We start from the raw sequence: 18,001 nt of genomic DNA, 5'->3' as shown, positions 1-18,001 counted from the left end.
CCGTTCGGCGATCGTAAGCCAGCCGGCGACGGTGAGCGCCGCAGCTTTGGTGACCGCGATCGCAAGCCTTATGGTGACCGTCCGCGTCGTGAAGGCGATGCGCGTCCGAGCTTTGGTGACCGCGATCGCAAGCCTTATGGTGACCGTCCGCGCGGTGAGCGCGATGCCCGCCCGAGCTTTGGCGATCGCGATCGCAAGCCGTTCGGCGATCGTAAGCCAGCCGGCGACGGTGAGCGCCGCAGCTTTGGTGACCGCGATCGCAAGCCTTATGGTGATCGTCCGCGTCGTGAAGGCGACGCGCGTCCGAGCTTTGGCGACCGTGACCGCAAGCCGTTCGGCGATCGCCCGCGCCGTGAAGGCGACGGAGAGCGCCGCAGCTTCGGCGATCGCCCTGAGCGCGGTCCCCGCAAGTTCGATGGCCCGCGTGCCGAGGGACGTAGCTTCGGCGGCGGATCCTGGGAAGAGCGTCCCGCAAGGGTTCCGAACGCGGCGGATCTGCGCAGCGCCAACCGCCCGGACCGCGAGCGTTCCCCCGAGATCGACGACGACGTTACGGGCCAGGAGCTCGACCGGGTCACCAAGCACCAGATCAAGACCCTTGAAGGCACAAATGCCGAATGGGTTTCCAAGCACCTCGTCATGGCCGGCCGGCTCATCGATATCGACCCTGAACTGTCCTTCCAGCACGCCCTGGCTGCAAGCCGCCGTGGTGGACGCTTGGCAGCTGTCCGTGAAGCCGTGGGCCTGACCGCCTACGCTGCCGGACACTATGGCGAGGCGCTTCGCGAATTCCGCACCTACCGTCGGATCAGCGGATCCAACGTCCATTTGCCGCTCATGGCTGACTGCGAACGCGGTCTGGGGCGACCGGACCGCGCGCTGGATGTCGTCCGTTCTCCCGAAGCCCAGGATCTCGATGCCCCTGGCAAGGTTGAACTCGCAATTGTGGCCTCCGGAGCCAGGACCGACCTTGGCCAGTTGGACGCCGCCGTGGCGGAGCTGGAGATCATCCAGCTCGACATCAACCGCGCCTTCTCCTACAGCCCGCGCCTGTTCCGTGCTTACGCTAACGCCCTGACGGCCGTGGGCCGTGCAGGGGAGGCCGACAAGTGGCAGCGCCAGGCAGTCGTTGCGGAAAATGCCCTCGGCGTAGGAGAGTTCGAAGACCCGGACATTATCGACCTCGGCGAAGGCGACGAGCGCGAAGCTCCCAAGCCCCGCTTCCGGAACTTCGAGGAGGGCACCGAACGAGCTGAAGAGTCGAGCACAGAGGCTGCGCCGGTACGCGCGGAGACGGTCATCGATTCTGAAGACTCGGAACAGCACGAAGTGGAACTCGATGATGTCGAGTCTGACTACTTCGAGTCCGATGACGCCGAATCGGACCCCGATTCCGCCGAGGAAGACGAAGCAGACGAAGACCACGAAAAGGCTTCCGGGGACGGCGAAGAGACCAAGAATGACTGAGGCCTCACTGGTTTCACGTTTTGACGCAGTTCTGTCCGATCTGGACGGAGTTGTCTACGCGGGCCCCCACGCCATTCCTGGCGCGGTGGAGTCCCTGCAGCGGCTTGAGTCGGTTGGGGTGCGGCTTGGGTATGTAACCAACAACGCTTCGCGCACCCCTGCCCAGGTTGCGGCGCATCTTCGTGAGCTTGGGGCACCGGCTGAGGACAATCAGGTGGTCAGCTCTTCGCAGGCCGCCGGCGACCTTCTCGCCGGTCTCCTGGCTCCCGGATCACGCGTGATGATCACTGGTAGCGCGGCGTTGGCTCACGAAATAGAACTCGTTGGCCTCACGCCGGTCCACAGCGCCGAAGAGAAGCCCGTGGCGGTAGTCCAGGGCTTCAATCCGGAAATCGCGTGGAAGGACTTGGCCGAGGCGTCCTACGTTGTTGCTTCGGGTGCCCTTTGGGTCGCCACAAATACGGACATGTCCATTCCCCAAGCCCGCGGCATTGCACCCGGAAACGGGACCCTGGTAGCCGCCGTCGCGTCTGCCACGGGCAAGCAACCGCGAGTCGCAGGCAAGCCCGAAGCTCCTCTATTTCACTCCGCTGCGCGGCGGCTGAAGTCCGAGCGCCCGATCGTCGTCGGCGACCGTCTGGACACCGATATCCTCGGCGGCAATCGTGCCGGCTTCGCGACGGCGGCGGTCCTCACCGGCGTCGACACGCCCGAGTCCATCCTTGCTGCACGCAGTTCGGAACGCCCGGGCTACTTGCTGGCTGATCTCACTGAACTGTACGAGCCGTACCCCGAGATCGTCGAGGAAGACAGCACGTTCCGTTGCGGAAAGGCAACTGCCGAGGTCCAAGATGGCCTGATCACCATCTCCGGGTCCGAGAAGGACCTGGACGCCTGGCGTGCTGCGTGTGCAGCCTGGTGGGCCGCCAACCCGGACGCGGCAGAGGCTACATCGCCGCGGCTCAAATGGCTGGAAAACTAGACTGGTGCAATGAGCGAGTTGAACGATCTCACGGAGAGTGCCGTCGAACTGAGCGGCGCCGAACCGCACGATGCTCCATGGCCGGACGACACTGCCCCGATCGGTGATGCAGCCGTGGACTCGACCCTGGAACGGCTGGCAGACATCCCGTCCCTGCCGGTGGCCGAGCACAGCGGCATGTACGCCGAGATCCACGACTCCTTGATGGCGGCCCTCGACGCCGAAGAACGCTGAGCATGGCCAGACTCGACCAGGAACTCGTCACCCGGGGATTGGCGAGATCGCGGACCCATGCCGCGAAACTCATTGCTGACGGAAAAGTCAGCTCCAGGGGCAGCGTTCTCGCCAAGGCGGCACAACAGATCTCCGAAGCGACCGAACTTGATGTCCAAGCCCATGCCGAGGACATTTATGTCAGCCGCGCCGGCCATAAACTGGCCGGAGCCCTGGCGGCGTTCCTTTCCGTCGTCGTGGAGGGAAAACGGTGCCTCGACGCCGGAGCCTCCACCGGCGGCTTTACGGACGTGCTGCTCCGGCGAGGTGCCGCGCAGGTGGTGGCGGTCGACGTCGGGCATGACCAGTTGGTGCCGTCCTTGCGGAACGATCCGCGCGTCGCCGTCCACGAGGGCCTCAACGTCCGCTATATGACTCCGGAACAAATCGGCGGCCCGGCCGCGCTCACTGTGGCGGACCTGTCCTTCATTTCCCTCACCCTGGTTCTGCACCCGCTCGCGGCATGCACGGAACCCGGGGGAGACCTTGTGCTCATGGTGAAGCCACAATTCGAGGTTGGCAAGGAACGGCTGAGCCGCACAGGCGTGGTCACATCCGATCATGAACGGCGACGGGCTGTAGCCCAGGTTGCCAAGGCGGCCGTGGACGCCGGGCTTGAACTCTGCGACCTGGCACCGAGCCCCTTGCCGGGCCAGGACGGAAATGTGGAGTACTTCCTGTGGATAAGACGCAGGATTCAGGCGGACTTGCCTAAGATCGAAGAGCGGGACGAGGAAGTTGCTGCACTGATGGAACGAATCTGGACCACCCACTAGAAAGCAGAACACCATGAGCAGGCGCGTTTTGGTCCTTGCCCACACCGGGCGTGAGGACTCCCTTCGCGCGGCTTGGGATGCCTGCGGGCAGCTCCACTACTCAGGTCTGATTCCCGTGATGCAGAAATCGGAACTGGACGACATCGAACGGTTCTACGGTGTTGTGGACAAGCCGATCGAAATCCTCCACGAGGATGTCCGGTTGGAGGACGTCGAACTCGTCATGGTTCTTGGTGGCGACGGCACCATCCTGCGCGCCGCTGAGCTGGTCCGCAATGTTGACGTTCCCCTGCTGGGTGTCAACCTTGGACATGTCGGCTTCCTTGCCGAGAGCGAGCGGGCCGATCTTGCCCAGACCGTTGAGTGGATCGCCAGCCGCGAATATACCGTGGAAGAGCGCATGACCATCGATGTCCAGGTGTGGGTCCGTGGCCAGAAGATCTGGCATACCTGGGCCCTCAACGAAGCCGCTATTGAAAAGGCTGACCGGGAGCGCATGATCGAAGTAGTGACCGAAGTGGATGAACGTCCACTGACGTCCTTTGGCTGCGACGGGGTTGTGCTCGCTACTCCCACCGGTTCCACGGCCTACGCTTTCTCTTCCGGCGGGCCGGTGGTGTGGCCTGAGGTGGAAGCCTTGGTGATCGTGCCCATCAGCGCCCATGCCCTCTTCGCGAAACCCCTCGTCGTTTCACCGCGGTCCAGGCTTGCCGTGGAGATACTCACCCGCACGGACGCCCAAGGCGTGCTTTGGTGCGATGGTCGACGCTCCGTGGACCTGCCGCCGGGCGCCCGGGTCGAAGTGACCCGGTCCACGCGGCCCGTGCGGCTTGCCCGCACCCACCAGACTCCGTTTTCCGCACGACTCGTCCGGAAGTTCGAGCTCCCCATCCACGGCTGGCGGGGCCCGGCACCCCGTTCGGCGGACATCCACACCGGTCCTACCCCCGTGGTCAGGACTTTCAAGCCCAGCCCTTTGCCGACGCCCCAGGACGTGCGGACAGGCAGAGCGGCCGATCCCACCAAGGAGATGTAAACCATGATCGAGGAACTCCGGATCCGTGATCTCGGCGTCATCACCGACGCCACGTTGCCGTTGGGGCCCGGCCTGAGCGTCGTCACGGGTGAAACCGGCGCTGGCAAGACCATGGTGGTCACCGCCGTCGGCCTCCTCTTGGGAGCACGGTCCGACGCCGGTGCGGTACGCTCCGGCGCCAAGTCAGCCTCCGCGGAGGCTCGGCTCTTGCTTGATCCGGCGCACGCCGCCGTGGAACGGGCTGTGGAGGCCGGCGGCGACGCAGAAGAGTACGACGGCGGCACTCAGCTCTTGCTGGCCCGCACCGTGGGCGCGGACGGCCGCAGCCGTGCCTTCGTTGGCGGCCGGTCGGCGCCCGTGGGCGTCCTGGCAGAACTTGGCGAAAGCCTGGTGGTGGTGCATGGCCAGTCGGACCAGATCCGGCTCAAGGGTGCCGTGGCGCAACGTCACGCACTGGACCGTTTCGCCGGGGCGGACCTCGGCGCGGCGCTCACTGAGTATCAGGACCTTTACAGTCATTGGAAGTCCAGCCAGGGGGAACTCGATACCCTCCGAAGCGAGGCCCGGGAAAGGCTACGGGAGGCGGAATCGCTGGCCGTCGCGCTCCAGGAAATCGACGACGTCGACCCCCAGCCGGGAGAGGACGATTCCCTCAAGGCCGAGGCAATGAAACTGGCCAACGTCGAAGAGCTCCGGATTGCCGCCGCGGCAGCACATGAAGCTCTGATCTCGGAGGAATTCGGCGAAACGGCCGATGCCACGACTCTGATCGACTCGGCCAAACGGACCTTGGAACAGGTTTCCGAGCATGACGAAGCCTTGGCGGGAGCGGCCACGCGGCTCGCCGAGATTGGTTTCCTCATCAACGACATCGCGGCGGAGCTCTCCAGCTACCAGGCCTCCTTGGACTCCGAAGGCCCGGAACGCCTTGCAGAGATTGAGGACAGGCGTGGGGCGCTGGCCAAACTCATCCGGAAGTACGCCCCGAGCGTCGATGAGGTGCTCGAATGGGCCGAAGCCTCAAGGATCCGGCTGGACGAACTGCAGGACGACTCCAGCAGGATCGAAGCCCTCGACGCTGAGGTGACTGCCGCAGAGTCCACACTGCGGAAGCAGGCCGCACGGATCTCCAAGTCGCGGTCGAAGGCCGCCAAGGACCTTGCCGCGCGCGTGAGTGCGGAACTCACCGCCCTTGCGATGGCCGACGCCACCCTGGTGATCGAGGTAGACAGTGGAGGGCAGTTGGGGCCGCACGGCGTCGACGACATCTCTTTCCTGCTGCAGCCCCACTCAGGGGCCCCTGCCCGTCCTCTCGGCAAGGGAGCGTCCGGTGGTGAATTGTCCCGGGTCATGCTCGCCATCGAGGTGGTCCTTGCCGCTGTGGACCCCGTGCCGACGTTCGTCTTTGACGAAGTGGATGCCGGAGTAGGTGGGCGTGCGGCTGTCGAGATTGGACGCCGGCTCGCCATGCTGGCGCGCCACGTCCAGGTGCTGGTGGTAACCCATCTGCCGCAGGTCGCCGCGTTCGCGGACCAGCACATCCGTGTCACCAAGACCTCAGTCAGGGGGAGCGACGGTAAGACCGCCACTGGCTTCACGTCCAGCGACGTCCAACTCCTCGATGACGAAGAACGCGTGAAGGAGCTTGCCCGGATGCTGGCGGGGCAGGAAGACTCGGAGTCCGCGCGTGCGCATGCCCAGGAATTGCTGGACGACGCCAAGCTTCTACCCCAGCAGGCCTAGCCGGCCAGCTCCAGCTGTAGGACATCAGTCACATCCGGGCCTTGACGGACCGGGAGCGGGCTCACGCGGAGGGCGCTGCCAAGCCGGGGATTCCCGAGCGACTGACCTGGTTTTGCCGTTTCGGGTGGACTTTACTCTTGATCCTTGCCCCATGGCAGGGGACTATTGAGCATTTGGGAAAACGGCTAGCGGATCCTTTGGAGGCGCAATTGATGATAGGCTCGAATTCCGTGGTGCAGCGATCAAATTCCCGTGTAAATTCCCGGTTCCCGGGCTCGTCCAAGACGACCAAACACATCTTTGTCACTGGCGGTGTGGCGTCCTCGCTCGGTAAGGGACTGACGGCTTCGAGCCTCGGCCACCTGCTGCGGGCACGCGGTTTGTCTGTAACTATGCAGAAGCTCGATCCCTATCTGAACGTGGATCCGGGCACGATGAACCCCTTCCAGCACGGCGAAGTCTTCGTCACTGACGACGGCGCCGAAACCGACCTCGACATCGGACACTACGAGCGCTTCCTCGATGAAAACCTCGAGGGTTCGGCCAACGTTACGACCGGCCAGATATACTCGACGGTCATCGCCAAGGAACGGCGTGGCGAGTACCTCGGCGACACCGTCCAGGTTATCCCGCACATCACGGATGAGATCAAGCGCCGCATGCGCCTCCCCGCTGAAGGCAAGAACGCTCCGGACGTCATCATCACCGAAATCGGCGGCACCGTTGGCGACATCGAGTCCCAGCCTTTCCTCGAGTCGGCCCGCCAGGTCCGCCAGGACATCGGCCGCAACAACGTCTTTTTCCTCCACGTCTCGTTGGTGCCGTACATCGGCCCCTCGCAGGAACTGAAGACCAAACCAACACAGCACTCCGTTGCCGCCTTGCGCTCCCTCGGCATCCAGCCGGAAGCGATCGTGATCCGCTCAGACCGCGAGGTGCCCGATGCCATGCGCGAAAAGATCGGCCGCATGTGCGACGTCGATATTGACGCAGTGGTCAACGCCGCCGATGCTCCCAGCATCTACGACATCCCCAAGACGCTGCACTCCCAGGGCCTTGACTCCTACGTCGTCCGTGCCCTGGATCTCCCGTTCAAGGACGTCGACTGGACCAGCTGGGACAAGCTCCTCGAAGCAGTCCACAACCCCAAGCACCAGGTTGAAGTTGCCTTGGTGGGCAAGTACATCGACCTCCCGGACGCTTACCTGTCCGTGACCGAAGCCTTGCGTGCCGGCGGCTTCGCCAACGAGACCAAGGTCAAGATCCGCTGGGTCCCGTCCGACGAATGTGAAACCCTCGAGGGCGCCACCAAGTCCCTGGCCGGCGTCGACGCGATTTGTGTTCCCGGCGGCTTCGGGATCCGTGGCTTGGAAGGCAAGCTGGGTGCGCTAAAGTTCGCCCGCGAAACCAAGCTTCCGGTTCTGGGCCTGTGCCTGGGCCTGCAGTGCATGGTCATCGAGTACGCCCGCAACGTGGTCGGCCTCGAAGGCGCATCCTCCAGCGAGTTCGAGCCCGACTCCAAATACCCTGTCATCGCCACGATGGAAGAGCAGTTGGACATCGTGGACGGCAAGGGCGATTTGGGTGGCACCATGCGTCTGGGTCTCTATGAAGCCAAGCTGGACGCAGGCTCCGTGGTTGCAGAGACCTATGGCGCAACCACGGTCAGCGAACGCCACCGCCACCGCTACGAGGTCAACAACAAGTACCGCGAGCAGATCGCGGCCGAGGGCCTGGTGTTCTCCGGAACGTCTCCCGATGGCAAGCTGGTTGAGTACGTGGAACTGCCGCGCGAAGTACACCCGTACTACGTGGCAACGCAGGCCCACCCGGAGCTCAGCTCCCGCCCCACACGCCCGCACCCGCTGTTTGCGGGGCTTGTGAAGGCTGCGCTGGAGCGCCAGGCAGGCGTTGATTCGGCTGCGAAGTCGGCTCGCAAGGTAGCTGCGAAGTAATCGCTCACACAAACGAAGGACGGCGCGATGCCCGGTATTTCTGAAACCCCCAGTACTTTTCGGAAGGTTTCGGACATGCCGAGCCCGCGCCGTCTTTTGTCGTCCAACAAGGTCTACGAAGGCCGCATTTGGGACGTCGTCAGCGACGCCTTCGAGCTGGGCGAAGATACCGGTACTTTGGTTCGCGACTACATTGACCATCCTGGCGCCGTCGCGGTGTTGCCGATGAATGTCGACGGCGAAATCCTGTTGCTCAAGCAATATCGCCACCCGGTCGGCATGGATCTGTGGGAGATTCCCGCCGGGCTTCTCGACGTGGCCGGAGAAGACTTTGTGGTGGGTGCGGCCCGGGAGTTGGCCGAGGAAGCCGATCTTACGGCCGCCACGTGGAACGTCCTGGTGGACTTCTTCAATTCGCCCGGATCCTCGAGCGAGGCGATCCGAATCTATCTGGCGCGGGGACTGGGAGACGTGCCCGAGGCCGAACGCCACGTCCGCACGGAGGAGGAATCCGAAATCGAGCTGGTGTGGGTACCTCTCGACGAGGCTGTTGTGGCAGTGCTGGAAGGCCGTCTTCACAACCCGTCCGCCGTCGTCGGGATCCTCGCCGCCGCAGCCGCACGCGCCGACGGCTTCAGGAGCCTGCGCCCGGCCCATGCCCCCTGGCCAGCCCACCCGAGCCAACGCTGACCATGCCGCAGCTAGCGGAAGCCCGGATTCAAACTGCCATTGACCGGGCCGTCACGGACTACCTGCAGCACCTTGGCGTGGAACGCGGCCTCGCAAGCAACACGTTGTCCGCCTACCGCCGGGATCTGTCCCGCTATTCGAACTTCCTGGCCGCCTCCGGCGTCGACAAACCAGGCAGCATCTCCCGCCACGACGTCACCGCCTTTGTGCAGGCCCTCGCCGACGGCTCGGATGGTGGCGCCACGCTGGGCGTCCGCTCTGCGGCGCGCACCGTGGTTGCCGTCCGCGGGCTCCACAAGTTTTGGGCTTTGGAGGGGACGACGACGGCGGACCCCGCCAGCGATGTCCACCCGCCAATGCCCGGCCGGCGTCTGCCGAAGGCCATCAGCGTCGGCGAAGTGACCCGGATCCTCGAAGCGGCCGGTGCCGATACCGCCACCGGCCTGAGGGACCGGGCACTCCTGGAGTTCCTCTACTCCACAGGTGCCCGCATCAGCGAAGCTGTGGGGCTTGACGTTGACGATGTCTCGCTCGAAGCGGAAGCCGATAGGCCCGCGATCGTACGGCTCTTCGGAAAGGGCTCCAAGGAGCGCCTGGTGCCGCTGGGATCCTATGGTGCTCGCGCCGTCGGGTCCTATGTGGTCCGCGGAAGGCCCGCGTTGGCCGCCAAAGGAAAAGGCACTCCGGCACTGTTCCTGAACGCCCGCGGAGGGCGGATCAGTAGGCAGAGTGCCTGGACAATTCTGAAGGCCGCAGCGGAGAAGGCCAACATCACCAAGGATGTCTCCCCGCACACCCTCCGGCATTCGTTTGCTACGCATCTGCTTGAGGGCGGTGCGGACGTCCGTGTTGTCCAGGAGCTCCTGGGCCATGCCTCAGTGACCACCACGCAGGTCTACACCTTGGTCACCGCCGATACCCTGCGAGAGGTGTACGCTGCGGCGCATCCTCGGGCGCTCGGCTGATAGAGCTGTAACCTGCGGGCTTGTGCCGGAAACTATACCATTAGTCAGGTTTTTGGCTTGGTTTCGGATTGAGAGTGGGGGATTGTGCGTTCCGAGGGGGAATCGACGTTCATCGCCTTGCACAGAGATACGTATCCGCGCATATTCCGGTTTGTGCGGCGGCGGGTGGATGACCCACAGGTGGCTGAGGAATTGGCCGCGGACGTGTTTCGTGTGGCTTGGCAGAAATGGGATGAAGCGTCGTCAGTGGATGTGGCCTGGTTGTTCACTGTGGCGAGGAATCTTCTGGGGAATGCTTATCGGAGTCATCAGCGCCAGCTAGCGCTGCATGAGCGGCTTCGTGAGTCTGTGGTCCCCGGCGACGGCGCCGGGAGCAGGTATTCGCTGGTGGACGAAGTGTTGGATTCCTTGCGGGAGAAAGACCGGGACATTCTGCAGTTGGCGTATTGGGATCAACTGACGGTGGCCGAGATCGCGGCGGTCCTGCAATGCGGTGAGTCGGCCGCGAAGGTGCGGTTGCACCGGGCGCGTGAGGCCTTCCGGAAATTACTGCCGGCCAATGCCGGTGCCGTGGCAGAGAAGTTGGGGGCATAGGGATGGATCCGATCAGAGATCTGATTGAGGGTGCTGATCCGTTGCGCGGTGGAGGGGAGCCAGTGCCGGATGCAGAGGCGGCTTTGGCCAGGGTGTTGGCTGCCCCGGCCGGCGGCGCTGATAAATTGCCGCCGAATGTTCGCTCCTTGGCGGCCGCGCGACGGCTCCGGAATGCCAGGATTGCGGGGTTGCTGACGATGGCCGCCGCCGCTGTGACCGCCGGAGTGCTCGTGGCAACCCATCTCGGTTCGATCAGTGCTGTGCCCGTTCCGGCCGGTACGTCCACGATAGCGCCGAGCGCGTCACCGACGGCGACTGCTTCGGCCGCTGGCACGGCAAGCCCGACCGCCACCGCGACGGCAAGCTCCGCGGCGACGCCTTCGTCACTTGCCGCCGTTGGCCACGGTGAATGCACGATTGAGAACCTGACTGGCGCCATGACTTCATTGGAGCGGCTGAAGCCGGTTCTCCGGCTTGTGGGTTGCAAGGCCGGATGGATGAGCATCATGGCGCCGGCACCAAGCGACAATCCGAATCCGGAACCGGGGGACTGGTTCTGGATCGCCAGACTTGTCAACGGGACGTACGTGCAGGAAACCAGCCTTGTGAACTGGGCGGCCGCTGCGTCCAATAACGATCGCCTGACGGCTGAGCAATTCATGGACAAAGCGTTTGTCAACAGCGGAATCCCAGTCGAGCTTCGTACAGCGCTCGTCGGTTCCCCGGAGCCGGGATCCCTGGCAGCGCTTGGCATCAAGACCTACGAGGACCGGTCCACAGGCTACAAAGTGAGCTTCAACTATCCGGCAGCGTGGCAATTGGGTGACCCAGGCAGCCTTTCCCTGACAAGCGGTCCTGGGACTGCGCTCACGGACTCCAATGGCCAGTCCATGGCACGCCTCGCCTTGGGGGAAACCAACGACTGGAGCTTGAGCAGCTGCCTTAACAAGGCGCCCTACAAGATCCTCGACAGCCAGCCCATGCCCGGGCTGCCAGTCGACCCGGCATTGCCAGGTCAAGGAACACCAAGATTCGTCTTCGTCGCCATGACATCAGCCGCAAATGACGGAGGTCCCGTTCAGGCAGGGATTGGAATCACCAACCGCATTGCTGGACAGGACGGGATTGGCTGCGTCCTTGATCTTGCTGTCGCAGGACCCGGTCCTTTGAAGTTCTTCAGCTTCACGGACCGCCGTCCATTGGGCGGACCCACATGGGGCCTCTACAAGTTCAAGACAATGGACGAGGCCGCGGCCTTCACCCAGACGCAAGGCTACAAGGACTTCAAGGCGGTCATCACCTCGCTCACCATCACCAAAGCCGGCTAGCGACCCCTGACCTCGCAAGCTCGGCCAGGGAACCCTGCTCGCGCGGGCCCACTCAGGTGACCGGCCCGGCGTCGTTCTTCAGGGCCGAGGCAGTCGTAGGCTTGATCCCATGACAGCCGCCCAGGTGACCCTCTGTTTTCTCCTCCGCGAGGTCGATGCCGGCCGGGAGGTCCTCCTTGGACGAAAGCGCACCGGCTTCGGCAAGGGCAAGGTAGTGGGCGTCGGCGGCCATGTGGAGGAGGGGGAGACCGCCATCGAGGCTATTTGCCGGGAAGTCCGCGAAGAAGTCTACGTCCAAGTTGAGCCGGACGACCTGGTGGCCGCGGGCACTGTGGACTTTGTCTTCCCTGCCAAACCCGAGTGGAACATGTTCACCACCGTGTTCCTCGCAGAATCGTGGGTGGGGGAGCCCACGGAGAGCGACGAGCTCACGCCGCAGTGGTACCCGGCGGAGGAACTGCCGGTTGCCCACATGTGGGCCGATGCCGAACACTGGCTTCCGGCGATGATGAATGGCCGGCGCATGGACGTCCGCGTGGTGCTCGCCGACGACAACGAGAACGTGGCCGAAGTCTTCCATTCCGACTGGACCGACGACGGAGCAGCGGCGGGTGTGCTCGCTCAGAATTGGGTACCCGGGCTGTAACCTCAAGACGTTTGCCGGAAACTAACACGATAGACGCCCGGTTCGGGGCGCTTAACGACAAAGGGGGAATGGTGGATTCCAAGCGCCACGATGGCCACGGACTGTCCATGCACGACGAAAGCATGGAGCGTTCATACCGCCCTGAGATCGACGGGAACATGTTGGGCGTGGACTCAGCGGACGCTGAACGGAAAAGGAAGATGCGGAGGCTGAGAATCATCGTGTTGGTGGCACTGGCCGCAGCGGTCCTGGCGGCGGGAGTCCTCGTTGCCGGCAACCTTGGGTCCCAGAGCCAGGCGCAGGCCGGAAGTCCACAGGCTCCGGCTGCTACGACGGCACCTGCATCGACTCCTCCCTCGCCAACAGCGTCGGAGACGGCTCCGGCTTCAACGGTGGCCACCGCATCGGCTGCTGCATCAGCAACTCCTACGCCCGAGCTCGCGTGGACGAGCTTCGTCAGTGCCAGCGCGCACGCGCAATTCGACCTCCCCATGGGCTGGACGGCCACTGATGTTCCCGCAGGTACCGCCAGCAGTCCCGCTTCCGGGATCCAGGTGAAGGACGAGGCAGGGCGCCTCATGGCCAAGTTCTACTATGGCGCGGGCGGCGGCGTAGGCGGGGCGTGCGGGCCCGGCACATATAAACAAACGGAGCTCGACAAAGCCGCCACCTCACTGACGGGGCAGTGGGTCACCACGTCGCAAGCCCGGTTCTCTTTTCGCCTGCTGGATCAGACAGCCCAGGGCGGCGGCATCGGCTACCAGATCGGTTTGGTGGACAAGTCCAGCGGCGAACTCCGGGACAGCTGCCTGATGTACTCCTTCGTGTCTGGTGCGCCCAAGGGCACGCTGTCTTTCGCTACGAGTGATGCCCAGGCCCCTGGCTCCCGCACTTTCAGCACCATGGCGGAAGCCACCCAGTACTTGCAGACACCTGAATACCAGAAGCTCAAGCGGATGATCACCAGCCTGCAGCTCACCCAATAGCTTGCAGTACGACGGCGGGCCGGTCCCCACGAGCCCCCTGACCTCGCAAGCTCGGCCAGGGAACCCTCCCCACGAGCCCCCTAACCTCGCAAGCTCGGCCAGGGAACCCTGCTCGAGTGGGCCCACGCGTGGGCCCACTCAGGTGACCGGCCCGCCGTCGTGCGTCCAGAAATTACGGCAGGTGCCGTTCGTCCACGCCGTTGTATTCGCTGAGTGGGCGGATGAGGGAGTTCGATCCGAGCTGCTCCATGATGTGTGCGGTCCAGCCTGTGATGCGGCTGGCGACGAACAGCGGGGTGAAGGTGGGGGTGTCGAAGCCCATGAGGTGATACGTGGGTCCGGCGGGGTAGTCCAGATTGGGCTTGATCGCCTTGGCCTCGTCCATGGCTTGTTCAAGGCCGTTGTACAGGCCCAGGATCTCCGGCCGGCCATAGTGGGCGATCATCTTGTCCAGCGCGGCCTTCATGGTGGGCACCCTGGAGTCCCCGTGCTTGTAGACACGGTGCCCGAATCCCATGACCTTCTTCTTCTGCGCCAGGGCGTGTTCCATCCAGGTCTTCGCCCGGCCAGCGGCGTCATCCAGCGATTCCTCGGTGCGGATGCCGATTTCCTCGAAGGTGTGCATGACGGCCTCGTTGGCGCCGCCGTGCAACGGGCCCTTGAGGGCGCCGATCGCCGCGGTGACCGCGGAGTGCAGGTCCGAGAGGGTGGAGGTGACAACACGGGCCGTGAAGGTGGAGGCGTTGAAGGAGTGCTCGGCGTAGAGGATCATCGAGACGTTGAACGCCTTCACGACCTCGTCCACAGGCTCCTCGCCGAAGGTCATCCACAGGAAATTCGCCGAGTAGCCCAGGTCGTCGCGGGGTTCCACGACTCCCTGACCGCGTCGGCGGCGCTGGTCGTAGGCGACCACTGCGGGCATGGCGGCGAACAAGTCAATTGCTTTGGCCATGTTGGCCTCCGGCGTGGAAACGTCGGCCAACGGGTGCCGTGCTCCCAGTACCGAAGCGGCCGTGCGGCACACATCCATCGGGTGGGCTGTAGTGGGCAGCGTATCGATGACCTGCTTCACCACGGGGTCAAGGGTTCGGCCCGCGCGCTCGCGGGCTGTGAACTCTGCGAGTTCTTCCGGCGTGGGCAACTCGCCATTCCACAGCAGGAAGGCGACTTCCTCGAAGCTGCATTTGGCGGCGAGTTCCTGCACGGGATAGCCGCGGTACAGCAGTGAGTTGGTGTCCGGGTTGACCTTGGAGATTGCGGTGTAGTCAACCACGACGCCGGCCAGGCCCTTCTTGATCTCTTCAGCTACCATGCTGAACTCCTTCGTTCGTCGGCAAGAACTCCGGAATGGCCGGAGCGCCTGCATCCCTTGGTTGATCCAGTTACCGGCTGAGCCCAGGAATCTGGAAGTTGAAAACGCTCGTGTCGAAGTGGTTGTAAGCCTCGTAGTCCACGAGGTCATAGAGGCGCGCACGGGTGAGCATGTTCTCCACCTGCGCCTCCTGCGTTCCTGTGGCCTTGATCGTTTCCAGCGTACGCTCTGCAGCCCCCATGGCAATGCGGAGCAGGGTGACCGGATAGATCACCATGTTCACGCCGACGCCCTGGAGCTGTTCCACGGTGAACAAATCGCTCTTGCCGAACTCGGTCATGTTGGCCAGGATCGGCACGTCCACTGCATCACGGATGGCTTGGAACTCGGACAGATCCTTCATGGCTTCCGGGAAGATGGCGTCGGCGCCGGCATCGACGAGCGCCCGGGCACGTTCCTGGGCGGCCTCGATGCCGTCGACGGCGCGGATGTCGGTGCGGGCCATGATGAGGAAATTCGCATCCCGTCGGGCGTCGGCCGCGGCGCGGATGCGCTTGGCGGCGGTGTCGACGTCGACGACGTTCTTGCCGTCCAGGTGCCCGCAACGCTTCGGGTTGAACTGGTCCTCGATGTGGCAACCGGCGAGTCCGGCGTTTTCGAGCTCCTGGATGGTGCGGGCCACGTTCATCGGCTCGCCGAATCCAGTGTCCGCGTCCACCAGGCACGGCAATTCAGTCATGCGGGCAATCTGCCCGGCACGGGTGGCCACCTCGGTGAGCGTGGTCAGGCCGATGTCCGGCAGTCCGAGGTCGTTGGCGAGGACGGCACCGGAGATGTAGACGCCGGGGAAGCCCTTCTCCTCGATCAGGCGCGCCGAGAGCGGGTTGAACGCGCCGGGAAACTGCTGGACGGTCCCGGAAGCGAGCATCTCGCGCAGGGCGAGGCGCTTCTGCTCCGGCGTGGTCTTGGAATACAGCATCTAGAACAGCCCCTTCGGTGCGGCGGCGAGGTCGAAGACGCCGGGCGCGGCAGTGATGTTCAGCTGGTCCAGCTCACCCGGGCCCAGTTCCGGGAGGGCTTCGGCGGCGGCGAGGAAGCGTTCGATCTCGGACGCCTCGACCAAACCGGTAGCAAGCGTGCGGAACTTGTTGATGTATTGCTGGCGGGCGAAGGGCCGGGCACCGAGCGGGTGGGCGTCGGCGACGGCGATCTCGTCCGTGATCACTGTTCCATCCGTGAGTGTGATGACAACAGTGCCGCCGAAGGCCTTTTCCGCGATGTCCAGGGAGTGGTAGCGGCGGGTCCACTCGGGGTCTTCCACGGTGGTGACCTTGTGCCACAGCTCCACGGTGTCGGGGCGTCCGGCGCGTTCGGGGCTGTAGGAGTCCACGTGGTGCCAGGAGCCGTCCTGCAGGGCGACCGTGAAGATGTACGGGATGGAGTGGTCCAGGGTCTCCCGGCTTGCGGTGGGCGAGTATTTTTGGGGGTCGTTGGCGCCGGAGCCGATCACGTAGTGCGTGTGGTGGCTGGTCTTGATCAGGACGGACTTCACGTTGGCCGGGTCCGTGGCCTCGGGGTGCTCGCCGTGGAGTTTGCGGGCGAGGTCGATCCAGGCCTGGGCCTGGTATTCGGCGGAGTGTTCCTTGGTGTAGGTGTCCAGGATGGCGCGCTTGGGCTCCCCGGCCTCCGGGAGCGGGACTTCGTAGGAGGCGTCCGGGCCGTCCAGCATCCAGGCGATGACGCCGTCTTCGCCTTCGTAGATGGGCACGGGCGAGGTCTGGCCGCGCATGGAGCGGTCCACGGCCTCGACGGCCATCTTGCCGGCGAACGCGGGGGCGTGGGCCTTCCAGGTGGAGATCTCGCCCTTGCGGGACTGCCGTGTGGCCGTGGTGGTGTGCAGGGCTTGGCCGACGGACTGGAAGATCGTCTCGACGTCCAGGCCCAGGAGGGTGCCGATGCCTGCGGCGGCGGAGGGGCCGAGGTGGGCTACGTGGTCGATCTTGTGCTTGTGCAGGCAGATGGCCTTGACCAGGTTCACCTGGATTTCGTAGCCGGTGGCGATGCCGCGGATCAGGTCCGCCCCGCTCGCGCCGGTGTGCTGGGCCACGGCCAGGATCGGCGGGATGTTATCGCCCGGGTGGGAGTAGTCCGCGGCCAGGAACGTGTCGTGATAGTCCAGTTCACGCACGGCGACGCCGTTGGCCCAGGCAGCCCACTCGGGGGAGACCTTGTCGCTGATTCCGAAGACACTGGAGCCCTTGCCGTTGGTGGTCGGCGCGTGGGTCAGGGCCTGCGCCCGGGCAGCGATGATCGGGGCACGGTTAAGGGAGGCAATGGCAACGGAGGCATTGTCGATGATTCGGTTGATGATCATCTCCGCGACCAGGGGAGTCACTTCGACGGGGTCGGCGGCGACCGTGGCGATCTTGTGCGCCAGCTGCTCCTCACGGGCAAGGTTCTCTTCGCTCTTGTAGACGCGGACGTGGTTGTTCTTCACCATGGTGCTCCTTCTAGTGAGGGGTGTGGGTGGCTTTGACGTGGGAAAGACTGCGGTGCAGATGGACTGTGGTGGCGGCTTCGGCGAGCCGGGGGTTGCCTGCCGCGATGGCTTCGGCGATCGCGGCGTGCTCGGCCGCGGCGGCATGGAGGCGTCCGGCGTCGTCGGCCGCGAGGCGGCGGACCCGCACCAGGTGCACGCGCAGGCTGCGCATGGCCTGGGCGAGGTAGGAATTGGAGATGGCCTCGTCGATCGCTTCGTCGAGCCTTCCCACCAAGGCGTAATAGTCGTGCCGTGCGGGATCGCTGTCGTTGAGCATCTCCGGTGCCCGGAGGAGCTCGGCGTGGAGTCGCTCGAATACCGCGCATTCACCGCGTTCAGCGGCAAGGGCGGCAGCTTTGCCTTCCAGGGTTTCGCGCAGTTCGAACAGTTCGTCGATGTCCTCCAGCGAGATGTCGGTGACGACGACGCCGCGGCCGCCTGCCGCCGTCGTCAGCCCTTCCGCGCTGAGTCGGCTCAGCGCCTCCCGGACGGGCGTGCGGGACACGCCCAGGCGTTCGGATTGTTCCACTTCGGCGAGGACTGTGCCGGGGGTCAGCCGCCATTCAATGATGTCCTCGCGCAGGGCAGCATACGCCTTGTCGCTGGCGCGCATGGATCCTCCCTCTGCTGTGCGGATTCCCTCAGTGTATACAAAAACCTCGATCCAGCCTAGCTTTGTTCAAAAAAACGATCCAAGATTCGATCTATG

At 64.4% G+C, this 18,001-nt stretch carries 18 protein-coding genes; 13 read left to right on the top strand and 5 right to left on the bottom strand.

The genetic code is table 11. The features are described 5' to 3' along the window. On the bottom strand, positions 1–633 hold a 633-nt coding region (locus OOZ51_RS09385), incomplete at its 3' end, for a hypothetical protein (RefSeq protein ID WP_265979123.1). Between the two features lie 6 nt (positions 634–639). On the opposite strand from OOZ51_RS09385, the gene OOZ51_RS09380 reads away from it, so the two are divergent. The 13 genes from OOZ51_RS09380 (at position 640) to OOZ51_RS09320 (ending at position 13,441) form a co-directional block, all read left to right on the top strand. Further along, entirely contained in the window at positions 640–1,467 is an 828-nt protein-coding gene (locus OOZ51_RS09380) for a hypothetical protein (RefSeq protein WP_265979122.1), read from the top strand. Further along, positions 1,460–2,449 carry an HAD-IIA family hydrolase gene (locus OOZ51_RS09375; RefSeq protein WP_265979121.1) on the top strand — a complete coding sequence of 330 codons (990 nt, stop codon included), beginning with the start codon at positions 1,460–1,462 and terminating at the stop codon, positions 2,447–2,449. Before OOZ51_RS09380 ends, OOZ51_RS09375 begins: the two co-directional genes overlap by 8 nt. A gap of 9 nt (positions 2,450–2,458) precedes the next feature. Further along, positions 2,459–2,683 carry a hypothetical protein gene (locus OOZ51_RS09370; RefSeq protein WP_265979119.1) on the top strand — a complete coding sequence of 75 codons (225 nt, stop codon included), beginning with the start codon at positions 2,459–2,461 and terminating at the stop codon, positions 2,681–2,683. A gap of 2 nt (positions 2,684–2,685) precedes the next feature. Further along, positions 2,686–3,498: a TlyA family RNA methyltransferase gene (locus tag OOZ51_RS09365; RefSeq protein ID WP_265979117.1), complete on the top strand. Its 813-nt coding sequence runs from the start codon at positions 2,686–2,688 to the stop codon at positions 3,496–3,498. A gap of 13 nt (positions 3,499–3,511) precedes the next feature. Continuing rightward, a complete protein-coding gene (locus tag OOZ51_RS09360; RefSeq protein WP_265979115.1) occupies positions 3,512–4,534 on the top strand; it encodes an NAD kinase in 1,023 nt (340 codons plus the stop codon). A gap of 3 nt (positions 4,535–4,537) precedes the next feature. Beyond that, entirely contained in the window at positions 4,538–6,277 is a 1,740-nt protein-coding gene (gene recN, locus OOZ51_RS09355) for a DNA repair protein RecN (protein WP_265979113.1), read from the top strand. Between the two features lie 212 nt (positions 6,278–6,489). After that, complete coding sequence (gene pyrG / locus OOZ51_RS09350; RefSeq protein WP_265979111.1) at positions 6,490–8,232, top strand: CTP synthase; 1,743 nt, start codon at positions 6,490–6,492, stop codon at positions 8,230–8,232. 27 nt (positions 8,233–8,259) lie between these two features. Then, on the top strand, positions 8,260–8,922 hold the full coding sequence (locus OOZ51_RS09345; protein ID WP_265979110.1) for an NUDIX domain-containing protein: 663 nt from the start codon (positions 8,260–8,262) through the stop codon (positions 8,920–8,922). A gap of 2 nt (positions 8,923–8,924) precedes the next feature. Then, the gene (gene xerD / locus OOZ51_RS09340) at positions 8,925–9,887 is read left to right on the top strand and encodes a site-specific tyrosine recombinase XerD (protein WP_265979109.1); all 963 of its coding nucleotides are present in this window, start codon (positions 8,925–8,927) and stop codon (positions 9,885–9,887) included. Positions 9,888–9,971: 84 nt separating this feature from the next. After that, a complete protein-coding gene (locus tag OOZ51_RS09335) occupies positions 9,972–10,481 on the top strand; it encodes an RNA polymerase sigma factor (protein ID WP_265979108.1) in 510 nt (169 codons plus the stop codon). A gap of 62 nt (positions 10,482–10,543) precedes the next feature. Beyond that, positions 10,544–11,809, top strand: a complete 1,266-nt coding sequence (locus OOZ51_RS09330; RefSeq protein ID WP_265979107.1) for a hypothetical protein — start codon at positions 10,544–10,546, stop codon at positions 11,807–11,809. A gap of 109 nt (positions 11,810–11,918) precedes the next feature. After that, positions 11,919–12,455, top strand: a complete 537-nt coding sequence (locus OOZ51_RS09325) for an NUDIX domain-containing protein (protein WP_265979106.1) — start codon at positions 11,919–11,921, stop codon at positions 12,453–12,455. 68 nt (positions 12,456–12,523) lie between these two features. After that, positions 12,524–13,441, top strand: a complete 918-nt coding sequence (locus OOZ51_RS09320) for a hypothetical protein (protein ID WP_265979105.1) — start codon at positions 12,524–12,526, stop codon at positions 13,439–13,441. A 172-nt stretch (positions 13,442–13,613) separates the two neighbouring features. On the opposite strand, the gene OOZ51_RS09315 is transcribed toward OOZ51_RS09320, so the two are convergent. The 4 genes from OOZ51_RS09315 to OOZ51_RS09300 form a co-directional block, all read right to left on the bottom strand. Further along, positions 13,614–14,753, bottom strand: coding sequence for a bifunctional 2-methylcitrate synthase/citrate synthase (locus tag OOZ51_RS09315; RefSeq protein ID WP_265979104.1), 1,140 nt, complete (start codon positions 14,751–14,753; stop codon positions 13,614–13,616). A 70-nt stretch (positions 14,754–14,823) separates the two neighbouring features. Further along, positions 14,824–15,732 (bottom strand): methylisocitrate lyase, encoded by a 909-nt coding sequence (prpB, locus tag OOZ51_RS09310; protein WP_265979103.1) that lies wholly within the window; start codon positions 15,730–15,732, stop codon positions 14,824–14,826. Continuing rightward, positions 15,733–17,253: an MmgE/PrpD family protein gene (locus tag OOZ51_RS09305; protein ID WP_265979101.1), complete on the bottom strand. Its 1,521-nt coding sequence runs from the start codon at positions 17,251–17,253 to the stop codon at positions 15,733–15,735. A 10-nt stretch (positions 17,254–17,263) separates the two neighbouring features. Continuing rightward, on the bottom strand, positions 17,264–17,905 hold the full coding sequence (locus OOZ51_RS09300; protein ID WP_265979100.1) for a GntR family transcriptional regulator: 642 nt from the start codon (positions 17,903–17,905) through the stop codon (positions 17,264–17,266). Between the last annotated feature and the right edge of the window lie 96 nt (positions 17,906–18,001).

It is taken from the genome of Arthrobacter rhizophilus, from assembly GCF_026241105.1.
Taxonomy (GTDB): Bacteria; Actinomycetota; Actinomycetes; order Actinomycetales; family Micrococcaceae; genus Arthrobacter.
The sequence above is the reverse complement of the archived record's forward strand: the minus strand, read 5'-3'. Positions and strand labels throughout refer to the sequence as shown.